At 60.9% G+C, this 21,024-nt stretch carries 15 protein-coding genes; all 15 read right to left on the bottom strand.

Translation table 11 applies throughout. The annotated features are described in order from the left end of the window. Window positions 1–69: 69 nt before the first annotated feature. The 15 genes from HMPREF2971_RS08755 to mraZ all read right to left on the bottom strand — a co-directional run bounded on the left by HMPREF2971_RS08755 (window position 70) and on the right by mraZ (window position 21,001). Window positions 70–903, bottom strand: a complete 834-nt coding sequence (locus HMPREF2971_RS08755) for a YggS family pyridoxal phosphate-dependent enzyme (RefSeq protein ID WP_070692583.1) — start codon at window positions 901–903, stop codon at window positions 70–72. Between the two features lie 36 nt (window positions 904–939). Next, the gene (locus HMPREF2971_RS08760; RefSeq protein WP_070692586.1) at window positions 940–1,788 is read right to left on the bottom strand and encodes a purine nucleoside phosphorylase YfiH/LACC1 family protein; all 849 of its coding nucleotides are present in this window, start codon (window positions 1,786–1,788) and stop codon (window positions 940–942) included. A gap of 152 nt (window positions 1,789–1,940) precedes the next feature. Next, window positions 1,941–3,122 carry a cell division protein FtsZ gene (gene ftsZ / locus HMPREF2971_RS08765; RefSeq protein WP_005506541.1) on the bottom strand — a complete coding sequence of 394 codons (1,182 nt, stop codon included), beginning with the start codon at window positions 3,120–3,122 and terminating at the stop codon, window positions 1,941–1,943. Window positions 3,123–3,318: 196 nt separating this feature from the next. Next, window positions 3,319–4,989, bottom strand: coding sequence for a cell division protein FtsQ/DivIB (locus HMPREF2971_RS08770; RefSeq protein ID WP_246825109.1), 1,671 nt, complete (start codon window positions 4,987–4,989; stop codon window positions 3,319–3,321). Between the two features lie 9 nt (window positions 4,990–4,998). Then, entirely contained in the window at window positions 4,999–6,498 is a 1,500-nt protein-coding gene (gene murC / locus HMPREF2971_RS08775; protein WP_049360250.1) for a UDP-N-acetylmuramate--L-alanine ligase, read from the bottom strand. Then, the gene (gene murG, locus HMPREF2971_RS08780) at window positions 6,498–7,598 is read right to left on the bottom strand and encodes an undecaprenyldiphospho-muramoylpentapeptide beta-N-acetylglucosaminyltransferase (RefSeq protein WP_070692591.1); all 1,101 of its coding nucleotides are present in this window, start codon (window positions 7,596–7,598) and stop codon (window positions 6,498–6,500) included. Before murG ends, murC begins: the two co-directional genes overlap by 1 nt. 210 nt (window positions 7,599–7,808) lie before the next feature. Then, complete coding sequence (locus HMPREF2971_RS08785; RefSeq protein WP_070692594.1) at window positions 7,809–9,980, bottom strand: FtsW/RodA/SpoVE family cell cycle protein; 2,172 nt, start codon at window positions 9,978–9,980, stop codon at window positions 7,809–7,811. Window positions 9,981–10,129: 149 nt separating this feature from the next. Beyond that, complete coding sequence (murD, locus tag HMPREF2971_RS08790; RefSeq protein WP_049337565.1) at window positions 10,130–11,716, bottom strand: UDP-N-acetylmuramoyl-L-alanine--D-glutamate ligase; 1,587 nt, start codon at window positions 11,714–11,716, stop codon at window positions 10,130–10,132. After that, entirely contained in the window at window positions 11,716–12,921 is a 1,206-nt protein-coding gene (gene mraY / locus HMPREF2971_RS08795) for a phospho-N-acetylmuramoyl-pentapeptide-transferase (protein ID WP_049337563.1), read from the bottom strand. Before mraY ends, murD begins: the two co-directional genes overlap by 1 nt. A gap of 6 nt (window positions 12,922–12,927) precedes the next feature. Continuing rightward, window positions 12,928–14,547, bottom strand: a complete 1,620-nt coding sequence (gene murF, locus HMPREF2971_RS08800) for a UDP-N-acetylmuramoyl-tripeptide--D-alanyl-D-alanine ligase (RefSeq protein ID WP_049345233.1) — start codon at window positions 14,545–14,547, stop codon at window positions 12,928–12,930. Further along, window positions 14,540–16,285, bottom strand: coding sequence for a Mur ligase family protein (locus tag HMPREF2971_RS08805; protein ID WP_049345234.1), 1,746 nt, complete (start codon window positions 16,283–16,285; stop codon window positions 14,540–14,542). The genes murF and HMPREF2971_RS08805 overlap by 8 nt, the downstream gene beginning before the upstream one ends. Before the next feature lie 168 nt (window positions 16,286–16,453). Further along, window positions 16,454–18,319, bottom strand: coding sequence for a peptidoglycan D,D-transpeptidase FtsI family protein (locus tag HMPREF2971_RS08810; protein WP_049345236.1), 1,866 nt, complete (start codon window positions 18,317–18,319; stop codon window positions 16,454–16,456). A gap of 62 nt (window positions 18,320–18,381) precedes the next feature. Continuing rightward, window positions 18,382–19,380 (bottom strand): cell division protein FtsL, encoded by a 999-nt coding sequence (locus HMPREF2971_RS08815; protein WP_049345237.1) that lies wholly within the window; start codon window positions 19,378–19,380, stop codon window positions 18,382–18,384. Window positions 19,381–19,400: 20 nt separating this feature from the next. Next, window positions 19,401–20,465, bottom strand: coding sequence for a 16S rRNA (cytosine(1402)-N(4))-methyltransferase RsmH (gene rsmH, locus HMPREF2971_RS08820; RefSeq protein WP_070592910.1), 1,065 nt, complete (start codon window positions 20,463–20,465; stop codon window positions 19,401–19,403). Window positions 20,466–20,569: 104 nt separating this feature from the next. Further along, on the bottom strand, window positions 20,570–21,001 hold the full coding sequence (mraZ, locus tag HMPREF2971_RS08825; protein WP_005506565.1) for a division/cell wall cluster transcriptional repressor MraZ: 432 nt from the start codon (window positions 20,999–21,001) through the stop codon (window positions 20,570–20,572). Window positions 21,002–21,024 lie beyond the last annotated feature (23 nt).

Consider the following 21,024-nt stretch of genomic DNA (forward strand, 5'->3'; position numbering starts at 1 on the left):
GCCGCCAGTCTGCATCTAAAGTAGCCCAGCGCTCGAAGAGACAACGCACGGCGCGTAGCTTAGGCGAGGCTAGAGCGCCGGGCGCTTACCCATGATGTCGCTACCCACGCGCACGCAGGTCGAGCCCCAACGCACCGCCGCCTCCAAATCCCCGCTCATGCCGGCAGAAATCTCGGTCGCGTGCGGCACCTGCTCACGCACCAGCGACGCCAAACCGTAAAGCTTCTCAAACGCCTCATCCGGGTTCATGCCCAGAGGCGCCACCGCCATCACGCCACCGCAGCGCAGATGCTCGTGATTCTCGATGCGCTCCACCAGCTCCAGCAGCTCGGAGGCGCTCGTACCGCCGCGCGCGCCCTCAGCGGCGTGGCCAGCCGTCGCAACCTCCGCCAGGGACACCTGCACCAGGCAGGTCAGCGCGCCATGCTCCGCCGCCGCGGGTGCGGGCGCCTCTCCCGCCTCAAAGCGGGAGAGCTGGTTCGCGTACGCCTTCGCCAGCGCGTCCGCCAGGGAGGGGCGGTCCACCGAATGCACGCTGGAGGCGTACTTGACCACAGACTTCGCCTTGTTCGTCTGCAGCTGACCGATAAACGCCCAATGCGGGGGCTGCACCTCACGCTGGGCGCAGTAGGCGGCAAGCTCACGAGCCTTCCCGCTCGCCTCCTGGTCGCGGTTCTCACCGAAGAGGGTCACTCCCCCATCCAGCAGTGCCGCCGCGTCGGAGGCGGGGAAGAACTTCGTGACCGTCACCAGCTGCACCGGGGCGCTCGCCTCGGTACGCACAGCGCTGTGGTCCTGCTCCGCAGTGCGGATACGCTCAAGCACGCGGCGGTAGTTCTGCAGCAGCTGCTCGGCGCGTTCGGGAGTGTACTGCAGGTTCTCTTCTACGTTCATTTCAGACATCTTCTCTCCTTCAGCGGCTTTCTATCTTTAGCAGCTCTAGGCGGCGGGCTCTGCCGCCTTCTCAATCCACACCAGACCCGCAATACGGCCTGGCTTCTCACCGCGGTTCGTGAACCCGCGATGCGAATACACCTCGGGCTCCTCAAACGTGCACTGCGCACAGTCCATGCTCACCTGCACGCCCGCCTCCTCCAGCACGGCGCGGGCACCGGCGGGCAGATCCAGGCCGGGGGTCTGCTGGCTGGTCACCGAATGCACCTGCGGAATCAGTTCGGTGGACTCGGTGCGCATCGCCTCGGGCACCTCGTAGCAGCTACCGCAAATACTCGGACCCAGCCAGGCGGTAATTTTCTCCGCGCCGAGCTGACGCATCCGCTGCACAGTCTGCTGAAGCACGCCATCAAGCAGGCCGCGGCGGCCAGCGTGAGCCACCGCCAGGATTGGTTGCCAGTTCGCGACCCGCTCACCCACCAGCACCACGGGAATGCAGTCCGCCACCATAATCGCCAGGGGCACGCCCTCACTGCTAATCGCCGCATCGGCGACCGGGGAGTTCTCCAGCACCGCGCGGGCACGCTCAGCGGTACGCTCCTGCGGGGCACCGGGCGCGTAGGATTCCGCCTCGTAGTCTTCCGGGTAGGCAATCTGCACGCCGTGCACCTGGTTCAGGTAGAAGAACGGCTCGGTGCCCAGCGCCTCCTCCAGGGCGGCACGGTGGTTGAGGGTGCGCACCAGGGAGGCGTCCATGCCGCCGCCGAGCTCATCGTCCACGTGCAGACCCAGGTTGCCTGCCGCGCGGGAAGTGAAACCCACCCGCACACGCCAAGAGCCCAGGGTGCGGGTATCGGCTGAGGCAAGTAGTGGAGTTTTGGGAGCGTCGCTCATCGTCTATTCCTTCATCAGATGTCAGCAGGTATAACGGCGGGTATAGCAAAGGGGAGCCGAGAACAGCACAATGTGCGTGTTTCTCAGCTCCCCTATAGCTTCATAAGACTCTCAGCCGTGCAACGCCTAGGTGGCGTTCACAGCCGGGCAGACTACTTCAGGAAGTCAGGGACATCCAGGGTGTCGCGGCGAGCCGGAGCTTCCTCCACAACCGGGGGAAGGTCAACGTCGAAGCCAGCAGCGCCGGTGGAAGCCGGAGCAGCAGCGGGTGCGTTGTAGCCGTAGCCGTTAGCAGCCGGAGCGGTGGAACCGCCGAAGGATGCCTGGGTGCGCTGAGCCTGGGTAGCTGCAGCAGTGGAAGCGTTGGAGTTGGTCTCCGGGTTTACTGCGTCGAAGCCAGCAGCAATCACGGTCACGCGAGCCTCATCGCCCAGTGCGTCGTCAATAACAGCACCGAAGATGATGTTTGCGTCGGGGTGAGCCACTTCCTGAACCAGGCGTGCAGCCTCGTTGATCTCGAACAGACCCAGGTCGGAGCCACCCTGAATGGACAGCAGAACGCCGTGTGCACCGTCGATGGATGCTTCCAGCAGCGGCGAAGCGATAGCCAGCTCAGCTGCCTTCACTGCGCGGTCCTCACCGGATGCCGAGCCGATACCCATCAGAGCCGAGCCTGCACCCTGCATGACGGACTTAACGTCAGCGAAGTCAAGGTTGATCAGGCCGGGGGTGGTGATCAGGTCGGTAATGCCCTGCACACCGGAGAGCAGAACCTGGTCAGCGGACTTGAATGCGTCCAGCATGGAGACGTTGCGATCCGAAATCGACAGCAGTCGGTCGTTCGGAATAACGATCAGGGTATCAACCTCATCGCGCAGAGCAGCGATACCGGTCTCAGCCTGGTTGGAGCGGCGACGGCCTTCGAAGGTGAAGGGGCGGGTCACCACACCAATGGTCAGAGCGCCGAGGGAGCGGGCAATACGTGCCACGACGGGTGCGCCACCGGTACCGGTGCCACCGCCCTCACCTGCGGTCACAAAGACCATGTCTGCGCCCTTGAGGACTTCCTCAATTTCCTGCGCGTGATCCTCGGCTGCCTGACGGCCAACCTCGGGGTTTGCGCCCGCGCCAAGACCGCGGGTCAGCTCACGACCAACGTCCAGCTTAACGTCTGCATCGGACATCAGCAGAGCCTGAGCGTCAGTGTTGATAGCAATGAACTCAACGCCGCGCAGACCAACCTCAATCATGCGGTTGACTGCGTTGACGCCACCGCCGCCGATACCAACGACCTTGATGACTGCCAAGTAGTTCTGGGGAGTTCCAGCGTCCATGTATTCCTCGATTGTTCCGTGTTCCAGCTTCGGAAGACCCGCAGCTTAATCTAAGCCTGAAGGTTTCCTCTAAAGAATGACTTTATCTGCTAGGATACCAAACTGTTTTTGTCGGTTCCTAGTCACACAGCGCAATTACCCCCTCTTTTTGCGGATTTCACACAAAAAGGGAGGATAAAGCGCCTGAATGGTTCCCCTAACGGGTCACCGGTACGCGCGGGGCAGACACGTCATAGACGGTCACCTTCTGCGTCTGTGCCTCGGAGGAGGTCTCCTCCTGGGCACGCTTAGCAATAGCCTGGCGCAGGGAGAGCAGGACCTTAGCCTTCAACTCACTCTCTTCAGCGGTTCCCCACTGCACCGTAGTATTATCCCTCAAGGTTAGAGTGATACTTGAGGTTGACGTAGCGCTGGCTTCCTTAACCTGAGCTAGAAGTTCAGAGGGCATTGCCGAAAGCGCGGTAGAAATAGTGTGGAACTCAGCCGAAGTCTGCGGGTCATCACCGCTGAAACGAACCAGCGGCACCGACGTATCGGGCTGAGTTGCCGACTCCAGAAGGCTCACACCATCGCTATCAACAGTATGGTACGTATCGCCCTGCTTCACAACCGCAACCGCGGTACGCTCCTTCAGAGTCACCACCAGCTCATGCGGCGGACGGCTCTCCACCTGCACGCTACGAATCACATTATCCTGCCCGAGCAGCTCACGCACCTTCTTCTCATCGATGCGAGTGAGCGGAACGCCGCGCAGAGGCTCAAGCTTCTGCTCCACCTGGGTGGTTTCCAGCAGGGATGTGCCGCGCACCGTAATCTTCTGAGTCGCCAACAGGGGCGAGAAGAAGACCAGCACCACATACAACACCGCGATAATAGCCAGTGCCGAAGCGGTGTACAGCAGCTTACGGGCACGAGTCAGAGGCGCACGCTCCTTACGGGGGCGCTCCTCAGCACGCAGACCGTCCAGACCCGGATCCTGACGCAGACGCTCACGGTGAGCCTGACGGCTCGCACGCTCGCGCTCCTTCTCAATCTCCGCGGCGCGCTGCTGCTCACGCTCGGCACGCCAACGACCAAAACGACTCGTGGGGCGAGGCTCTTCAACAGCCTTCTCCCCCGCCTTATCGGCGCGTTCCTCAGCCTTCTGAGCGGCAGACTCTTCGCGAGATTCAACAGAATCGGCAGAAGACTTCTTGTCAGAACTCTTCTGAGTAGCCTTCTGATCGGCTACTTCCTTTTCTGCGCTCTTCACCGACTGCGAGGATGCAGTCTGAGCAGATGCACCCTTGGCGGATGAAGTCTTCGACGAAGAATCCTCAAACGCCTCAACATCAAACAGCTCGGGCGCATGCTCAACCTCAGACACGGTACGACCGGTCATCAGCGCAGAACGCACCGAATCCTTCAAAGACTGTGCTGAAGAATGAACCGCCGCAGCGCTCTTGGACGCCGAAGAATCAGCACCGTTCTGACTGGGCGACTTATGCACCACCGGCTTACGCGGCATGTGTCGCACGGAGCTCGAAGACTGAGTAGCGGAAGGCTGATTAGCGGCAGACTGCGCACCAGAAGGCTGAGCAGAAGCCTCCGAGGATGCAACCTCGACAGGCTTCACGGCGTCCACAGACTTCATAGCTTCCGAGGGCTTTGCAGTCCCAGTAGCTTCTGCGCTCTTCACAACCTGAGGCTGGGTGGCCTGCGGCTGAGTCAGCTGAGACTGCGCAGATTCAGCCTGCACAGACTCAGATTTCTTAGCCTCAACCTGCGCATTCTCAGCTACCTGCTGGGCGCGCAAACGAGCACGCGAACGCGGAGCCTTCGGCGCGCGCGAGGAGGAATGCCCCTCCGAAGAGAGACCAGAACTCATCGGCACAGCCTAAGCCTCCGACTTCTTCGACTCGCCACCGTGACGGATTTCCAGGGACTCCAGCAGACGCGCACCCAAAGCGGTCACATCGCCAGCGCCAACGGTCATCACAATATCGCCAGCCTGAGCGCAGGTCACAATATCCTCAATAGCGTCCTCAGCGGTAGCGTAACGAACCTCAGAGAAACCAGCACCGGTAATCAGCTCACTGGTCACACCCTCAATCGGCAGCTCACGAGCCGGGTAAATATCCAGCACATGAGCACGGTCAGCCATCGACAGGGCCTCAGCGAACTCCTTCGCGAACTCGCGAGTACGAGAGAACAGGTGCGGCTGGAAAATCACGTACAGGTTGTGGCCATCAGCCACGGTACGGCCCGTCTCCAGAGCGCGGAACACCTCGGTCGGGTGGTGCGCATAATCATCAAAGACCTTCACGCCAGCAACCTCACCACGCAGAGTGAAGCGGCGGTCAGCGCCCACAAACTCAGCCAGTGCACGAGCAATATCAGCAGCCTCGTAACCAGAAATCAACGCCGAGGCAAAAGCAGCCGAAGCGTTCAGCTGGTTATGAATACCGGGCACCTTCAGAGCAAGATCCTGCTCGCCTTCATAACGCACACCGCGGCACTCAAAAGACCAGGACAGATGCGAAGAAGAGGAAGAACCCGCACTGGTAATCTCGCTAATGCGCAGGTCAGCATCCTCAGACTCACCGTAGGTCACCACGGGCACACCCGCCGCACGAGAACGAGCCGCCAAATCAGCCGCACCCGCATCATCAGCGCAGGTCACCACAACACCGTTAGGAGACAGCGAACCCACAAAACGGTTGAACGCCTCAAAGACACGCTCATCGGTCTCATAGAAATCCAGGTGGTCCGGCTCAACGTTCGTCACCACAGCAATAGCCGGGCGGTAACGCACAAACGAGCCGTCCGATTCATCAGCCTCAGCCACAAAAATCGACTCCGGGCCCTGAGCACCCAGGTGAGCGTTCGTGCCGCGACCAGCAATCACGGTGCCCACCGCAAACGACGGGTCAGCACCCAGCTGATCAAACATCACAGAAATCATGGAGCTGGTCGTGCTCTTACCGTGAGTACCGGCAACAGCAACCACCTGAGACTCACCCATCACGGCGGCAAGAGCCTCAGAACGATGCAGCACACGCAGACCCTGCGCACGAGCGGCAACAAGCTCCGGGTTATCCTCACGAATCGCGGTAGAAATCACCACGGTATCAACATCCACAATGTTCTCAGCCTGCTGAGGAACACCCACACGAGCACCCGCAGCACGCAAAGACTCAACAGTAGCCGACTCCGCACGGTCAGAACCGCTCACCGTCACACCAGCCTGCAGCATCAGAGCGGCAATAGCGCTCATACCCGCGCCACCAATACCGATGAAGTGCACACGGCCCAACTCGCTCATCTTCGCACGCTCAGGGAACGGCGGGTTCAGCGGTGCAGGCAACACCATCTCAAGATTCATCAATTCAGTCATTACTTCTCAGCTGCCTTCAATACTGCTTCAGCCATAACGCGCGCCGCGTCACGGATACCAAGTTCATACGCCGCAGCGCCCATACGCTCCAGCTCCTCCGGGTTCGCCATAAGAGCCGGAATTTCACGGGCAAACCACTCACCGGTGACCTCTGCATCCTTCACCAGCAGAGCCGCAGACGCCTCCACCAGAGAACGAGCATTCAGAGCCTGCTCACCATTACCAATGGGAAGCGGCACAAAAATCGCGGGAACACCCACCGCAGCAACCTCACTGACGGTCGCCGCGCCCGAACGCACCAGCAGAAGATCAGCGGCAGCGTACACATCCTGCATGCCATTGCTGAACTCAATCTGACGGTAATTCGGCGCGCTCAACGGCTCACCATTCTTATCCAGAACAGCCTTACCCTTACCGGTAATATGCAGAATCTGGAAGTCCCACTCCGCAAAGTGATCACGGCACGCCGCCACCGCATTGTTCAGGCTCTGCGCACCCAGCGAACCACCGGTCACAATCACGGTCGGCTTCTGCGGGTCCAGGCCCAGGTTACGGCGAGCCTTCGAACGGTGCGCCTCACGGTTCAGGTAGGCAATCTCATCCTTCATCGGCATGCCCACCAGGGTTGCACGCGGGAAAGGAGTATTAGGGAACGCCACACCGGTGAACTTAGCGAACGTACCGCCCAGGCGGTTCGCCAAACCGGGCTTCGCATTCGCCTCATGAATCACCACGGGAATCTTAGCGCTCAACGCCGACAGATACGCCGGCGGGCACACGTAGCCGCCCACGCCAACAACCACGTCTGCATCTGCTTCTTTGAGGATGCGGCGGGTCTTCGACAGGCCACCAAAGAACTTAGCGGGGAAAGCCAAAGCGGCACGGTTAATGCTACGAGGGAACGCTGCACGAGGAATGAACTCAATATCGAAACCAGCTGCCGGAACCAGCTCGGCTTCCATCTTATCCGCAGTGCCCAGCATCAGAATCTTAGCGTTCGGTTCAAGATCACGAACCGCACGCGCAATCGCGAGCATCGGATTAATATGACCGGCGGTGCCACCACCGGCGAAGACTATAGAGGGCGCCTTCTTCGTCATAGGTCTTTCTCCCAACACATCGGTACAGCATCATTTTACGCTATCGCACCTGTTCAAAAGAGCGCCCCCGCCATTGAGCTACAACTCAACAGCGAGGGCTTTATCTTATATTCAGCACATATTCATCACGGGTAGAGGCACGAACCGCAGCTCACTCCCCCGAATGTCAGCCCCCGATATGCAGGCTTCACGGAGCGGGTTCCGCGGGGTTTAGCCCTGCTTACGGGTGCCGCGCTGATCCGAGTTCCGAGCCGCGCCCTGAGCCGGACGCTGCGCCTGCTGAGCGCTGTTCTTCGGAGCGCCCTTGGCCTGAATACCCTTTGCCTGGGTGCCCTGTCGCGGCGCTACCTGACGTTGAGCGCCCTGTCGAGGATTACCCTGTCGAGGATTGCCCTGTCGCTGGGCACGACGCTGACGATCCTCAGGATGCAGCGGCTGCAGACCCGCAGGTAGCGAACCCGACGGACGGTGCTGTGCGCTACGGGGCTGAGCACCACGAGCCTGCTGCACTCGCTTCTGAGCAGCAGGTTTCTGAGCAGTAGGCTGCTGAGCGGTACGGGGCTGAGCAGTACGAGGCTGAGCAGGCTTACCCTGTGCCGCTCGAGTAGAGGCAGTACTCTTCTGGGCAATACGAGTCTGCTGACCGGTACGAGGCTGAGCGGGAGCCTTCTGCTGAGCTGCCTTCTTCGGTGCAGGCTTCTGCGGTGCAGGTTTCTGCGAGGCCTTCTGCTTCTGAGCTTCAGCCTTCTGCTCCGCCTTCACACGGGCAGCTTCCTCACGAGCCAGACGCGCTTCCTCACGAGCCAGACGCGCCTCTTCTCGAGCCTGCGTCGCCTCCTGGCGAGCCTGTTCCTCCTCACGACGAGCCTGCTCCCGGGCCTGGCGCTCCTGCTCACGAGCCACACGAGACAACTCGCGCTGCTGATCCGGCGCAAAACCCAACCAACGGCGCAACGTACTCTCCGGACCGAAAACAACCTTCAAAGGATTATGTTCCTTCAACAGGTGGCCACCAGCAGCCGCACGAGCAGCCTCTTCCTGATTCAGCACATCCTGCAACGGCGTACGACGCTGCCATTCAGCATTCTCACGACGAACCTCACGCGCGCTCTGGGTCTCAATATTCGACGGTTTCGTCGCGCCACGCAACGGAGTCTGCCGCGCAAACGCCAACAACAAACCCGCCGCAAACAACGAGGACAACAGCGACGAACCACCATAGGAGACAAACGGCAAAGGCACACCAATCACCGGCAAAATACGGGACACCATGCCCATATTGATAATCGCCTGAGAGGTCAACCAAATCATGATGCCGCCCGTAGCCAAACGCACCAGCGGATCAGTAGTACGCAGCATAATACGAACCGCGCAGTACACCAGGCCCACATACAGCAGCAGAACCGCCAGCGTACCCAGCAGACCCAGCTCCTCACCAATAATGGCGAAAATATAGTCGTTATGCGCCTCAGCCAGGTAGTTATACTTCTGGCGCGACTGGCCCAGACCAACACCCAAGAAGCCACCGGTCGTCAGCGCCACCTCACCAGAATTCGCCTGGTCACAGTTAGCGTTCGTGCACGAGCCCCAAATACCGAAAATACGAGCCACACGGTTCGCGCTACTGAGCACACCCACCAGCGCCAACACCGCAAACGCGCCGCCAATCTTCAGCAGCGAGCTGCGAGAAGCACCCGCCAGCCACATCATGCCCACAAAAATGAAGCCATACACCATGGCGGTACCCATGTCACCACCGAGCATAATCAGCAGCACCAGGGCACCCACACCATAAATCGAGGGGAACAGCGTGCGCCAAATACTACGAGAAATATCGCCGTGACGGCTGTACACCCACGCCAGCCACATAATAATCGCCAGCTTCGAAAACTCCGACGGCTGGATCTGTCCGATGCCGGGGATCTTCAACCAGTTACGGTTACCGTTCACCTCAACGCCAACGACCACCACAGCAAGCTGCATGACCAACGCGACAATCAGCATCGCGTACACCACAGACTTCTTGTGGTAATACCCAACAGGGATACGCGTAATACCCGCCATCGCGAGAACGCCCACGACCAAGAACATAATCTGAGACGAAACCTGCGAGAACGGCGACTGCCCCTGCGAAATCATGGTGACGCTCGACGCCGACAGCACCATAATGCAGCCAAAAATAGCCAGACCCAGGGTCGTCACCAGCAGCATCACCGGCACATCCCACAGGTCAGCCTTCAAACCACGACGGTACAGCCTATCGGCACGAGCACGGAACGGCGCAGAGAAATCCTCCCAACCGGCTCGCAAAGACGCCCAACGACCACTCGCGGTCGAACGCGCCGAAGAAGCCGAACGCTCCGAAGATGCGCTGGTACTCACATGCCCTCCTATAGGCCTCAACTGCCACGGATTCGTCGTGGCGACTACACGAAAAAGGTTCAGGGGTGGGACACCATTACCATCCCACCCCCGAGAAGAACCCGCAAAAAGCACCCCGGTCACCCGAGACACCCCCTGCAGGTAGCGTCCTAAGAGTCAGCCAGCTGGGCGGCGACAGCGTTCGCAAACGCATCACCGCGCACCGCATAATTCTTGAACTGGTCCATCGACGCAGACGCGGGAGCCATCAGCACGGTATCGCCCGGATGCGCCAGCTCAGCAGCCTTCGCAACGGCCGCGTTCATCACGGCAATGCCGTCCGAAGAATCAGCCACAGCGGCGGTCATATTGTAGGTCGGAACCTGCGGAGCGTGGTTAGCCAACGCCGACTTCAACGCCGCAGTATCAGTACCGATAATCAGTACAGCCTTCAGGCGCTGAGCGTGAGCAGCAATCAGCTCATCGTACTCAACGCCCTTCGACAGACCACCGGCAATCCACACCAGCGAGGGGTAACCGCTCATCGACGCATTCGCGGCGTGAGGATTCGTAGCCTTCGAATCGTTCACCCACATGATGTCGTTCGCATAACCCACCAGCTGGTTGCGGTGCGCACCGGTCTTGAAGGAACGCAGGCCCGCGCCCACAGCCTTCGGGTCAATATCAGCCGCACGGCACAGCGCCGCAGCCGCCAGAGCGTTCTCCACGGTGTGCTTCGCAGGCATCTTACCGGGAGCCGGAGCCAAATCCTCCAGAACCGCCAGCTCATACGCCTCGTTGTAACGGTTCTTCAAGAAGGCGCGGTCCACCATAATGTCCTCAGCCAGGCCGAGCATCGACACGGCGGGCATCTCAGTGGAGCTGAAGCCAATCGCGCGAGCGCCCTCAATAACGTCCGCGTTCTCAACCATGCGCAGGGTGTCCACATGGTCGGTGTTGAAGATGCAGGCAACCTGAGTGTGCTCGTACACGCGAGCCTTATCAGCCTTGTAACGCTCGAACGAGCCGTGCCAGTCCACGTGATCCTCAGCGATGTTCAGAACCACCGAAGCGTACGGGGACATCGAGTAGGTCCAGTGCAGCTGGAAGCTGGACAGCTCCACCGCGAAGAACTCGTAGGGCTCATCGTCGGCAATGGCGTACACGATGGGCATGCCCACGTTGCCTACCTGAATAGCCTTCTTACCGGCAGCCTTCAGGATGGAATCAACCATGCCCACGGTGGTGGTCTTACCGTTCGTACCGGTCAGGCACAGCCACTTGGGGGTCAGGCGGTCGCTACGCTCATTCAGGCGCCACGCCAGCTCCACATCGCCCCAAATCTGGATGCGACGCTCGTAAGCGTCCAGCATGACCGGGTGGTCGGGACGCACGCCCGGGGAGGTCACCACAAGCTCGGGTTCCTGACCGTCTACCAGGGGCAGTGCACGCATGTGCTCGGGACCAAATAGGCCCTCAACGTTGCCGTAGGCGTTAGCGTACAGGTCGATGCGTTCACGCTTCTCCGGGGTATCAGCCCCGTCGATGACAACGATCTTCGCGCCCAGCTGGGCAAGCACGTCGGTCACAGCGTCGCCGCTGGTGCCCATACCCACCACGACCACGCGCAGGTTAGCCCAGGGCGCACCCCAGTGAGTCAGCTCCGCGAGGCGCTCGTTCTCGTACACCGGGTTCACCGCAATAGCGGCGGCGTTCGCTTCAATGCGAGCTGTATCCGGCTGTTCAATAGTTGACATTAGTGAATCACTCCAGAAGTCTGCGAGAACCAGTCACCGAAGAACAGCGCCAGGGCAACGAGCACGCAGAGGGCATTAACAACCCAGAGGCGGAACACGGAGTTCACTTCGCCGCTGCTGACGGTACCGGGGGCAATGCCTCGCTTATCAATTGAGTACATGCCGTTGACGCCGACCTTCTCCATGTGATGGTGGAAGGGGGTCATACGGAAGTAACGGTGCGCGTGTAGGGGCTTCTCCCCCGCTGCCACCGAACGCTTACGGCTGGTCTTGAACACGAACTTCTGCACAATCACAGAGAACACTTCCAGCACGGGAATCAGAGCGATAACCAGCAGAAGCAGCTCGGTGCGGGTGAACAGCGCGAAAGCAACCATTGCGCCGCCCAATGCCAGGGAGCCGGAGTCGCCCATGAAGATCTGTGCCTTCGACACGTTCCACCAGAGGAAGCCAGCCAGCGAACCCACCAGGGAAGCAGCAATCAGCGCCAGCGAGCCGGGGTCGCGCACATCGTAGCAGGCGGTGCCAGCGCCAGCGGAGCAGGCGTGCACGTACTGCCAGATGCTGATGGTCAGGTAGCCGGAGAAGATGGTCATCATGATGCCGCCGGCCAGGCCGTCCAGACCATCGGTGAAGTTCACCGCGTTCGTACCGGACAGAGAGATGAGGGTAATCCACGCAACCAGCAGGATGCTACCGAAGACCGCGCCCGCCGCGAACAGGTCAATGGGAAGGTCACGTACGAAAGAGATAGCGGTCGACGCCGGGCGAGCACCCGACTCGTTCGGGAACTGGAACGCCAGGTATGCGAAGGGCAGGGTCACGCCCAGAAGACCAATGGTCTTCTGCTTCTCGGTCAGACCCTCGTTGCCCTTATTGCGGAACTTCATGATGTCGTCCGCCGCGCCCACACCGAGCATGCCCAGGGTGAAGGCGATGGTCAGCCACGCGGTAGCGGTCGGCACCGGCGCGGTACCGAAGAACAGGGCGCTCACCGCAAGGGTCAAGAAGTAGGCGAGAATCGCCGCGGGGATGAAAATCAGACCCGCCATGGTGGGGGTGCCCGCCTTGTGCTGGTGGGCCGCCGGGCCTTCCTCACGGATGAGCTGGCCAAGCTTGAGGGACTTCATCTTCTTGATGAACACCGGCAGCGCGGTGAGGGAGATGAGGAATCCGAAGATTCCAGCAATCAGCACGGTAATCATAAAGCGCTACCCTTCGTTCGTGGTCTGTTCGGTCGAAGTACGGTCGCCATTAGCGGTACCGTCCAGGTGAGCGGCAAGGTGGTCGCTCAAATCGGTGGTTTCAACAAAGTCACCGGCAGAAAGCCAGGTCGGTGCCTGCTCTTCCTCAGCGCCGAAGGTGTACTCGGCGAAAGCAACCTGGTCACCCAGAATGCCCAGCTTCGCGCCGTTCGAGGACTTGAAGAGCACAATGTCGCCGGGGTGAACCTCGGCGCGCAGGATCTGCTCTGCCTCTTCCGGGGTCTTCACCCAGGTCGCCTCATTACCCCAGGAGCCTTCCAGATGAGCAGCGTTGTAGATGGGCTTCGTCTCGTCGCCCACAGCAATCAGCTTGGAAATGTTCATGCGCACCACGAGGCGACCGATGCGGTCGTGCTCCTCCACGGAGGCGTCACCGAGCTCCAGCATGGCACCCAGAACAGCCCAGGTGCGGTGCGGCTGACCGGTCGCCGGGTCGACGGTGCGACCCAGCTGCGCCAGAGTGCGCAGTGCAGCCGCCATCGACTCGGGGTTCGCGTTGTAGGCGTCGTTAATGACGGTCACGCCGTCAGCGCGGTCGGTGCGCGCCATACGCCACTTCGAAGCTGCCGCCGCTTTGTTGAGCGCGCGAGCAATCTTCTCACCGGAAATACCGCTGTTGTAGGCGATTGTCGCAGCAGCCAGCAGGTTGTGCACGTGGTGCTCACCGATCAGCTGCGAGGAAATCTCGTACTCGCTACCGTCGGGCAGGCGCAGAGTGAACTCGGGGCAGCCAGCGTCGGTGGTGCGCAGGTTCAGCGCCGCCACGTAGCGTTCGTAGGGCTGGCCGTTCGCGTCGGTCTTCTCGCCCACGCCGAAGTACGTAATGGGTGCAACCGAACGCGACGCCATGCGTAGCACGCGCTCATCGTCAGCGTTCAGAGCCAGGGAACCGGTCGGCTGAACGCCCTCAGCCAGCTCGCCCTTAGTACGCTCAATATTGTCCACGCCGCCGAACTCGCCAGCGTGCGCGGTACCAACCTTCAGGATTGCACCGTGATCGGGGTGCGCAATATTCGCCAGGTACTCGATGTTGCCCACGTGGTCGGCCCCCATCTCAATGACCAGGTAGCGGGTAGACTCATCCGCACGGAAAACGGTCAGGGGCACGCCCACCTCACTGTTATAGGAACCAACCGGTGCAACGGTCGGGCCCTCCGGGGCGAAAATGGCGGCAAGAAGGTCCTTGGTGGTGGTCTTACCGGCGGAACCGGTAATACCGATAACGGTCAGCTCACCCTGAGCGCGCATCTGCTCAATGGAGTAGCGCGCCAAATCACCCATCGCCAGCACCACGTCGGGCACCTGGATGCTCGGGTAGGGCATGCCCTGCTCGTCGAGTACTTCGCGCTCGACCAGCGCCAGGGTCGCACCCCTCTCAAACGCCATGGGGATGAACCTGTGACCGTCAGTGACCGCGCCGGGCTTCGCCACGAACAGGGTACCGGTCTGCACCTCACGGGAGTCGGTAGTGGCGAAGTCTGCGTGCACCTGCTCCTCGCGGCCCTCCAGGCCGATAGCGGTGCCGCCGGTTGCCTCAATAATCTGGGCGGCGCTGAGCTTAATCATTCTTCACCATACCTTCAGCGGTCTTAGAGTCACTTTCATCGAGCATGCGCTGGTAATCAGGCAGAATCTCGAAACCGTGCGCACGCAGGGCACGTGCGGTTTCAACGCGGTCGTCCAGGGCGATATCCACGCCGTCAACATCTTGTTCGGTTTCGTGGCCGCGGCCAGCAATCAGGATGGCGTCGTGTTCGCCAGCAAGGGCAATCGCCGCATCAATAGCAGCCGCACGCGGAGAAATGTTCAGAATCTGGGTGGCACGGCGGTTCTCAGCCTTCTGCGCGCCCTCCTCAACGGCGGCACGAATCGGCGCGGGTGCCTCACCGTGCGGATCATCATCAGTCACGATGACGATATCTGCATTCTGCGCAGCAATCGCACCCATAATCGGGCGCTTGAGCTGGTCACGCTCACCGGTCGCACCGAAAACAATCATGACCTTGCCATCACCGGGGCGATCCATCGCCTCCAGGGCACGAGTCAGGCCGTCAGGGTTGTGGGCAAAGTCCACAATCGCGTGCGGAGCCAAAGAAATCAGCTGCATACGACCCGGCACCACCGGAGTCAGAGCCGAACCGGACGCCAGCTCGGGCAGCAGGCGCTCACGCTCAGCGGAGTCAGTGTCCAGGTACGCCATGAGCGCCGCCAGCGCAGCATTCGAAACGTTAAAATCAGCGGGCAGACCGGTGTAGCATTCAACGCTCTCACCGGTGCCATTAGCCACGTGGAAGCGGTGGCCCAGACCCTCACGCTGAACCTTCACCACAGCCCAGTCGCGGGCACCAAACTCTGCGGGCACCTCAGCCAGACCGGCACCGCGCGCAGTCACCAGACGGTGCACCTGCTGCGCACCCATCTGCTCGCAAGCGGCGGAGAACATCTTCTCGCCCCACTCGTCATCAGCAGTAATCACAGCCAGCTCGGCACGCTCGGGGGTGAACAGCTGAGCCTTCGAGTCGAAGTAGTGCTCCATAGTGCCGTGCAGATCCAGGTGATCCTGAGTCAGGTTCGTGAAGCCAGCAACCGCGTACTTCACGCCGTCCACACGGTGGTAATCAATCGCGTGTGAGGAAACCTCCATTGCGGCGCAACGCACCTGATGCTGACCCATAATCGTCAGCAAAGAATGCACGTGAGGAGACTCCGGGGTGGTCATCTTCGAAGGAACCGACACACCATCAATCAGAATCTGAATAGTGCCAATCAGACCGGTCTTCACCCCCAGACCGGTGCGGAACACCGACTCCAGCATGTAGGTGGAGGTGGTCTTACCGTTCGTACCGGTCACAGCATAACGGTGAGTGGCGGGGAACGACGCCGAACCATAAATCAGCGCAGCCAACGGACCCACGTACTCGCGGAGGTTCTCCGTCACCAGGACAGGCACCGGCGCCTCGCCCAGCAGCTGCGCACCGGCAGCATCCGTCAAAATAGCGGAAGCACCCAGCTTCAACGCAGCCTCAGCAAACTGTGCGCCGTGCACCTTCGCACCGGGCAGAGCCACGTACAGGTCCTGCGGACGCACGCCTCGGGAGTCCATGCTAATACCGGTAACCTCAACAGAATCACCGGATTCAGAACCCTGAACGCCACTAGCCAGCTGGGAACTCACCTGAGCACCCAATCCCTGCAGATGTTCGCGAAGGTGCGCCAAACTCACCGGGCGCACAGAATTCGGGCGCAGAGTCTGAGCGTCGCCGCCCAGCAGGTTCTGGCCGGGTGCGTGAGATGCGGTATCCATCGTCCTTCTTTCCTCTCCGCTGTCCGAAGCGGTGAGCTCTGTATGGTCAATGCGCTCAAGGCACACAGGGTCATTCAATATTCTACGGGCTTTAGGCTTCGACAGGTGTTCAGTCCCGGGGCTTCTTCATCACGAATCAGCTACCGGGAACCTCTCCCCCGCTCGCCTTTAGCTCGTCTTATTGGGGCTATCCTCAGCAAAAAGCGGAATCAACTCCGGTTCACCGGTAGAACGCGGCACATTATAGGTGTGCAGGGTCTTCTCCATAATCTTGGAGAACTCAGCCGTCGTACCGTTCGCACCCACGCTACCCTCAGGACGCTGCATGGTCACCGCCACCAAGAACTGCGGGTTCTCAATCGGCGCCACACCAATAAAGGACGTCGTGTTGCCGTCGTAGCCGCCCTTCTCACTCGGAGTTTCCGCAGTACCGGTCTTACCGCCCACGCGGTAGCCGGTCACCTTCGCCGGACGGGCGTGGCCTTGCTCCACCACATTCTCCATGAGAGTCAGGCAGGAAGCGGCAGTCTCCTCGCTGACCATGCGTTCGCCAGGCTCTACGGCACGCTTATGTTCGGTACCGTCGGCGTCAATGATCGCGTCCACAATGCGCGGCTTCAGACGAACGCCCTTATTGCCCAGCGCCTGGAAAATCATGGCGGTCTGCAGCGGAGTCTGCGCAACACCCTGACCGAACAGCACAGTGTACTGCTGACGGCCATCCCAATCACGCCAATCAGCGATTATACCCTGCTCCTCACCGGTCAGCTCAATGCCGGTAAACTCGCCGACGCCGTACTTCTTCAACCAGTTGTAGCGCTCTTCCTTGCTGAGCTTCTGACCGACCAGCACCGTACCGGTGTTCATCGAGTCATGAATAATGCCCGAGAAAGTACGCCGCTGCGCCCCGTGCTCAAACGCATCCTTGAAAGTCTGGCCGTCAATCGTGAGGGTCGCGGGCACATCATACACACTAGTCGGAGTCGTCAGGCCCTGCTCAATCAGCGCCGAAGCAGTTAGCATCTTCTCGGTCGAACCGGGCTCCACGCTCTGCGAAATAGCGCGCGGGGTCATGTCCGCCGCGTCCTCAATGGTTGCCGCGCCCGGGTCCATCGTGGAGGAATCAGCAAGAGCCAAAATGGAGCCGTCACGCACATCCATAACAATGGCGGTACACCATTCAGCTTTCAGCTCCTCGGCGCGGGCACGCACCACCTGCTGCGCAAAATACTGCACATCACGGTTAATGGTTAGGCGAATATTCTTACCGTCCACCGCCAGGCGCTGCTCTTCCTTCGCTACGGGGATACGCACGCCATCAGCGCTAATCTCGTAGGTGCGCTCACCGGGGGTACCGGCAAGCTCCTTCTCAAAGACACGCTCAATGCCCACGGAGTAGTTACGGGACACCGTACCGCCCGTACCGTTGCCGTCTGCCTCTTCAACAATGTTGTACTTACCGACCACGGAACCGCCCACACTACCGTTGGGGTACAGGCGCTGAGAGAACGCCTCACCGTAGATGAAGGGCGCACCCAGGGCATCAATCTTATTGAAAATTTCCGGGGTGATATTTGCTTTGATCACCGAGTACTTTGAGGTGCCGTCCAGCTTGGACTTGATGAACTCGTCGGTAATGCCCGGGTCAACGGTCTTGAGAATATCGACCATCTCGTACACCAGCTGGTTGGGGGTGACCTCAACCTTCTGGGTGCGATCCTCGTTGTAGCGTTTGAAGGTCGCCACGGCGCTCTGGTCAGCAGTCAGGTTATAACGCTGCACAGTACGCGCCATGACGTTGCCGTTGATATCGAGAATCTGACCGCGCACAGCAGGCAGCACCTGGGAGCGCAAACGCTTCTGACGGGACGCATTCGCCACTGCACCGGGGTCAAAGCCCTGGCGGATAAACAGGTTCGCACCGATAACGCCCAGAGCGCAGGTGGCTGCGGCGCCTGCGACGAAGCCACGGCGGGTCAGATCCGGCTGACCGGATGCCGATTCGTTCGCGTTCTTACGCGCGTCGGAGCTCATGCGGTGGTCCTTTCGCTGGTCTAGTCTATCGGTGATGCTACGCATCCTGTGGTCAATATTGTTTATCGTGCAACCTGGCTTGCCGCGGGGCTAGCTGCGGGCTGCTGAGCGGCGCTCGGTGCGGCGGAAGCAGCCGGGCTAGCAGGGGCGCTATTCGCCGGTGCGGGGTTGGCCTGCTGAGCTGAGTTAGTTTGCTGAGCAGGGCTCGCCGAGGCGCTTGCAGATGCCTTAGCCGCCGCGCTCGCCTGGCCGTGGCGCTGCTGAACGGACTTGTCCGCGTCCACAATGCTCTTGGCGTAGCTTTCGTTCGAGCCAGCTGCCGGAGGCGAAATCAGATTCTCCTGCTTGTTTCCCTCAGCACCGGTCGGGCTTGCCACCGGGGCGGGGGTGCCCTCAATCGTGGAGGACTGCAGGTTCAGGGTCGCCTGCGAAGAGCTCACAAACATGCCCAGGGTACTGGCGCGTATCGCCAAATCCTGCGGGGCTTCCTTGAAACCAATCTCCTGCTGCAGCGCCTGGTTCTCCTGCACGAGGCGCTGTTCCTGCGCGCGCAAATCCACCATGTCGTACTGTCGGGTCACAATCAGCACGTTAAGCAGCAGAATAAAAATCAGGGTCAGCGGAATTGCCGCAAAAACAGCGAGCATGGTGGGCGGGCTGAGCTTACGGGCTCGGCGGCGCACAGTGGACAGCGGGTTACGCTGCTTGGGCTTCGTTTCGCGTGCTTCTTCGGTGCGTGCTGCCGCACGGACGCTCGAGGGAACACGGCTCGCGTTCGTTGAGGTGCGCTTACCACCGTGAGATGCGGCGGTGCTGACGGGGCGGACCACCGGCTGGGAGGCGGTGACCGGCTCCAGACGCGCGGTACGGGTGCGGCCGGAGTGGGCTCGGGTGGAGGTGCGGCTCGCCCCGGTAGAGCCGCCGGTAGAGCCAGTAGAGGATGCGCGGGTAGAGCCAACGGCGCCGGGGGTGCCGGCGGCAGGGCGCGAGGAACCGGCGCGTCGACTCCGCGGGGCGCCCTGGGTGCGGGTGGGGCGCTGGGATGCGTGCTGGGTGCTCACTCTTCTTCGCTTTCTGTCTTCTACTTGGCGGGGATGCGGATCTTCTCGGCGGCGCGCAGCTTGGCGCTGGCGGCGCGGGAGTTCTGTTCGATTTCCTCGTCGGTAGGCGGTTCGGCGCCGCGGGTAATGAATTTGACGGTGGGCTTGTGTTCTTCAAGCTCTACCGGGAAGCCCTTGGGTGCCTTGGAGGTTGCCTCCGCGGTCAGTGCTCTCTTGACGATTTTGTCTTCGAGGCTGTGGTAGCTCATGGCGACGAATCGACCACCGAGGTTGAGCGCCTCCAGGGCTGCCGGTACGGCGCGTTCGAGGGCTTCAAGCTCGTGGTTCACTTCGATGCGCAACGCCTGGAAGGTGCGCTTGGCGGGGTGGCCGCCGGTGCGCTGCGCGGCGACGGGCACAGCCTTCTGAATAATGCGTACGAGCTCACCGGTGGTTTCCAGGGGCGCGTTGGCGCGGGCGGTGCAGATGGCGCGGGCGATACGCGATGCGAACTTCTCTTCGCCCCAGTTGCGGATAATGCGGCGCAGCTGGTCTTCGCTGTATTCGTTGACAACAATACGGGCGGTGAGCTCATCTTCGGAGTTCATGCGCATGTCCAGGGGCGCGTCGTAGGAGTAGGCGAAGCCTCGGGTGCGTTCGTCCAGCTGCATGGAGGAGACGCCCAGGTCCATCAGGATGCCGTCGATGCCCTGCACGCCGGCGGTTTCCATGGCGCGGTCAATTTCGTCGTAGACGGCGTGGACGGGTACGAAGCGGTCACCGAAGCGTGCCAGGCGTTCGCCGGCAATGGCGTGCGCCTGCAGGTCGCGGTCAATACCGATGAGTACAAGGTTTTCGAAGCGTTCGAGCAGCGCCTCGGAGTGGCCACCCATACCGAGGGTGCCATCAATAACGTAGGCGGTGCCGCGCTCCTCAACGGCGCGTTCAATGCCGGGTGCCAGCAGGTTAATGCAGCGGTCCAGCATGACGGGCACGTGGCGTTCGCTGGCTTCACGCTGGGAGAGGTTCTCAATGGATGCGCCGGTGACCTTGGCGGCAGCGCCGGATGCGGTCGTACCGGTTTCGGGGGCGTGGTCTACGCTCATGGGTGCTCCTGTGAGAGTTTGTCCTGCGGGAAAGCTTACGGAAGAGTGGTGCGGTAGTGGTAGAGAGATGCCGGGCGGTAGCCATCGCACCGGCGGGGTGCCGACTAGAGTAGCGGGCTGAACGGGTCCTCGTCGAGGGCAGCGAATTCAGCTTCGGTGCGGGCGAGGTATTCCTCCCAGGCGGCTGCATCCCAGATTTCTGCGCGGGTACCGGATCCGATGACGACGAGGTTGTCGGTCAGTCCTGCGTATTGGCGCAGTATCGGCGGGATGGTGATGCGTCCCTGCTTGTCGGGCAGTTCGTCTGAGGCTCCTGAGAGGAAGACTCGCAGGAAGTCTCGGGCGGCTCGTCCGGGCAGGGGCGCGGTGCGCATCCGTTCGTGGATGCGTTCAAATTCTGCGGCGGGGAAAACGTACAGGCATCGTTCTTGACCGCGGGTCAGAACGAGGCCTGCTGAGAGTTCCTCACGGAATTTGGCGGGAAGGATGATGCGTCCTTTGGCGTCCATTCGTGGTGAGTAGGTACCTAAGAACATTCACTTCACCTCCCCGATGTGTG

The sequence above is a fragment of the Rothia sp. HMSC066G07 genome, assembly GCF_001814485.1.
GTDB lineage: Bacteria > Actinomycetota > Actinomycetes > Actinomycetales > Micrococcaceae > Rothia.

Coding starts and splice junctions, on each gene's coding strand:
- HMPREF2971_RS08755 (WP_070692583.1), bottom strand. CDS start 903: ATGTCTGAAATGAACGTAGAAGAGAACCTGCAGTACACTCCCGAACGC.
- HMPREF2971_RS08760 (WP_070692586.1), bottom strand. CDS start 1,788: ATGAGCGACGCTCCCAAAACTCCACTACTTGCCTCAGCCGATACCCGC.
- ftsZ (WP_005506541.1), bottom strand. CDS start 3,122: ATGGACGCTGGAACTCCCCAGAACTACTTGGCAGTCATCAAGGTCGTT.
- HMPREF2971_RS08770 (WP_246825109.1), bottom strand. CDS start 4,989: ATGAGTTCTGGTCTCTCTTCGGAGGGGCATTCCTCCTCGCGCGCGCCG.
- murC (WP_049360250.1), bottom strand. CDS start 6,498: ATGACTGAATTGATGAATCTTGAGATGGTGTTGCCTGCACCGCTGAAC.
- murG (WP_070692591.1), bottom strand. CDS start 7,598: ATGACGAAGAAGGCGCCCTCTATAGTCTTCGCCGGTGGTGGCACCGCC.
- murD (WP_049337565.1), bottom strand. CDS start 11,716: ATGTCAACTATTGAACAGCCGGATACAGCTCGCATTGAAGCGAACGCC.
- mraY (WP_049337563.1), bottom strand. CDS start 12,921: ATGATTACCGTGCTGATTGCTGGAATCTTCGGATTCCTCATCTCCCTC.
- murF (WP_049345233.1), bottom strand. CDS start 14,547: ATGATTAAGCTCAGCGCCGCCCAGATTATTGAGGCAACCGGCGGCACC.
- HMPREF2971_RS08805 (WP_049345234.1), bottom strand. CDS start 16,285: ATGGATACCGCATCTCACGCACCCGGCCAGAACCTGCTGGGCGGCGAC.
- HMPREF2971_RS08810 (WP_049345236.1), bottom strand. CDS start 18,319: ATGAGCTCCGACGCGCGTAAGAACGCGAACGAATCGGCATCCGGTCAG.
- rsmH (WP_070592910.1), bottom strand. CDS start 20,465: ATGAGCGTAGACCACGCCCCCGAAACCGGTACGACCGCATCCGGCGCT.
- mraZ (WP_005506565.1), bottom strand. CDS start 21,001: ATGTTCTTAGGTACCTACTCACCACGAATGGACGCCAAAGGACGCATC.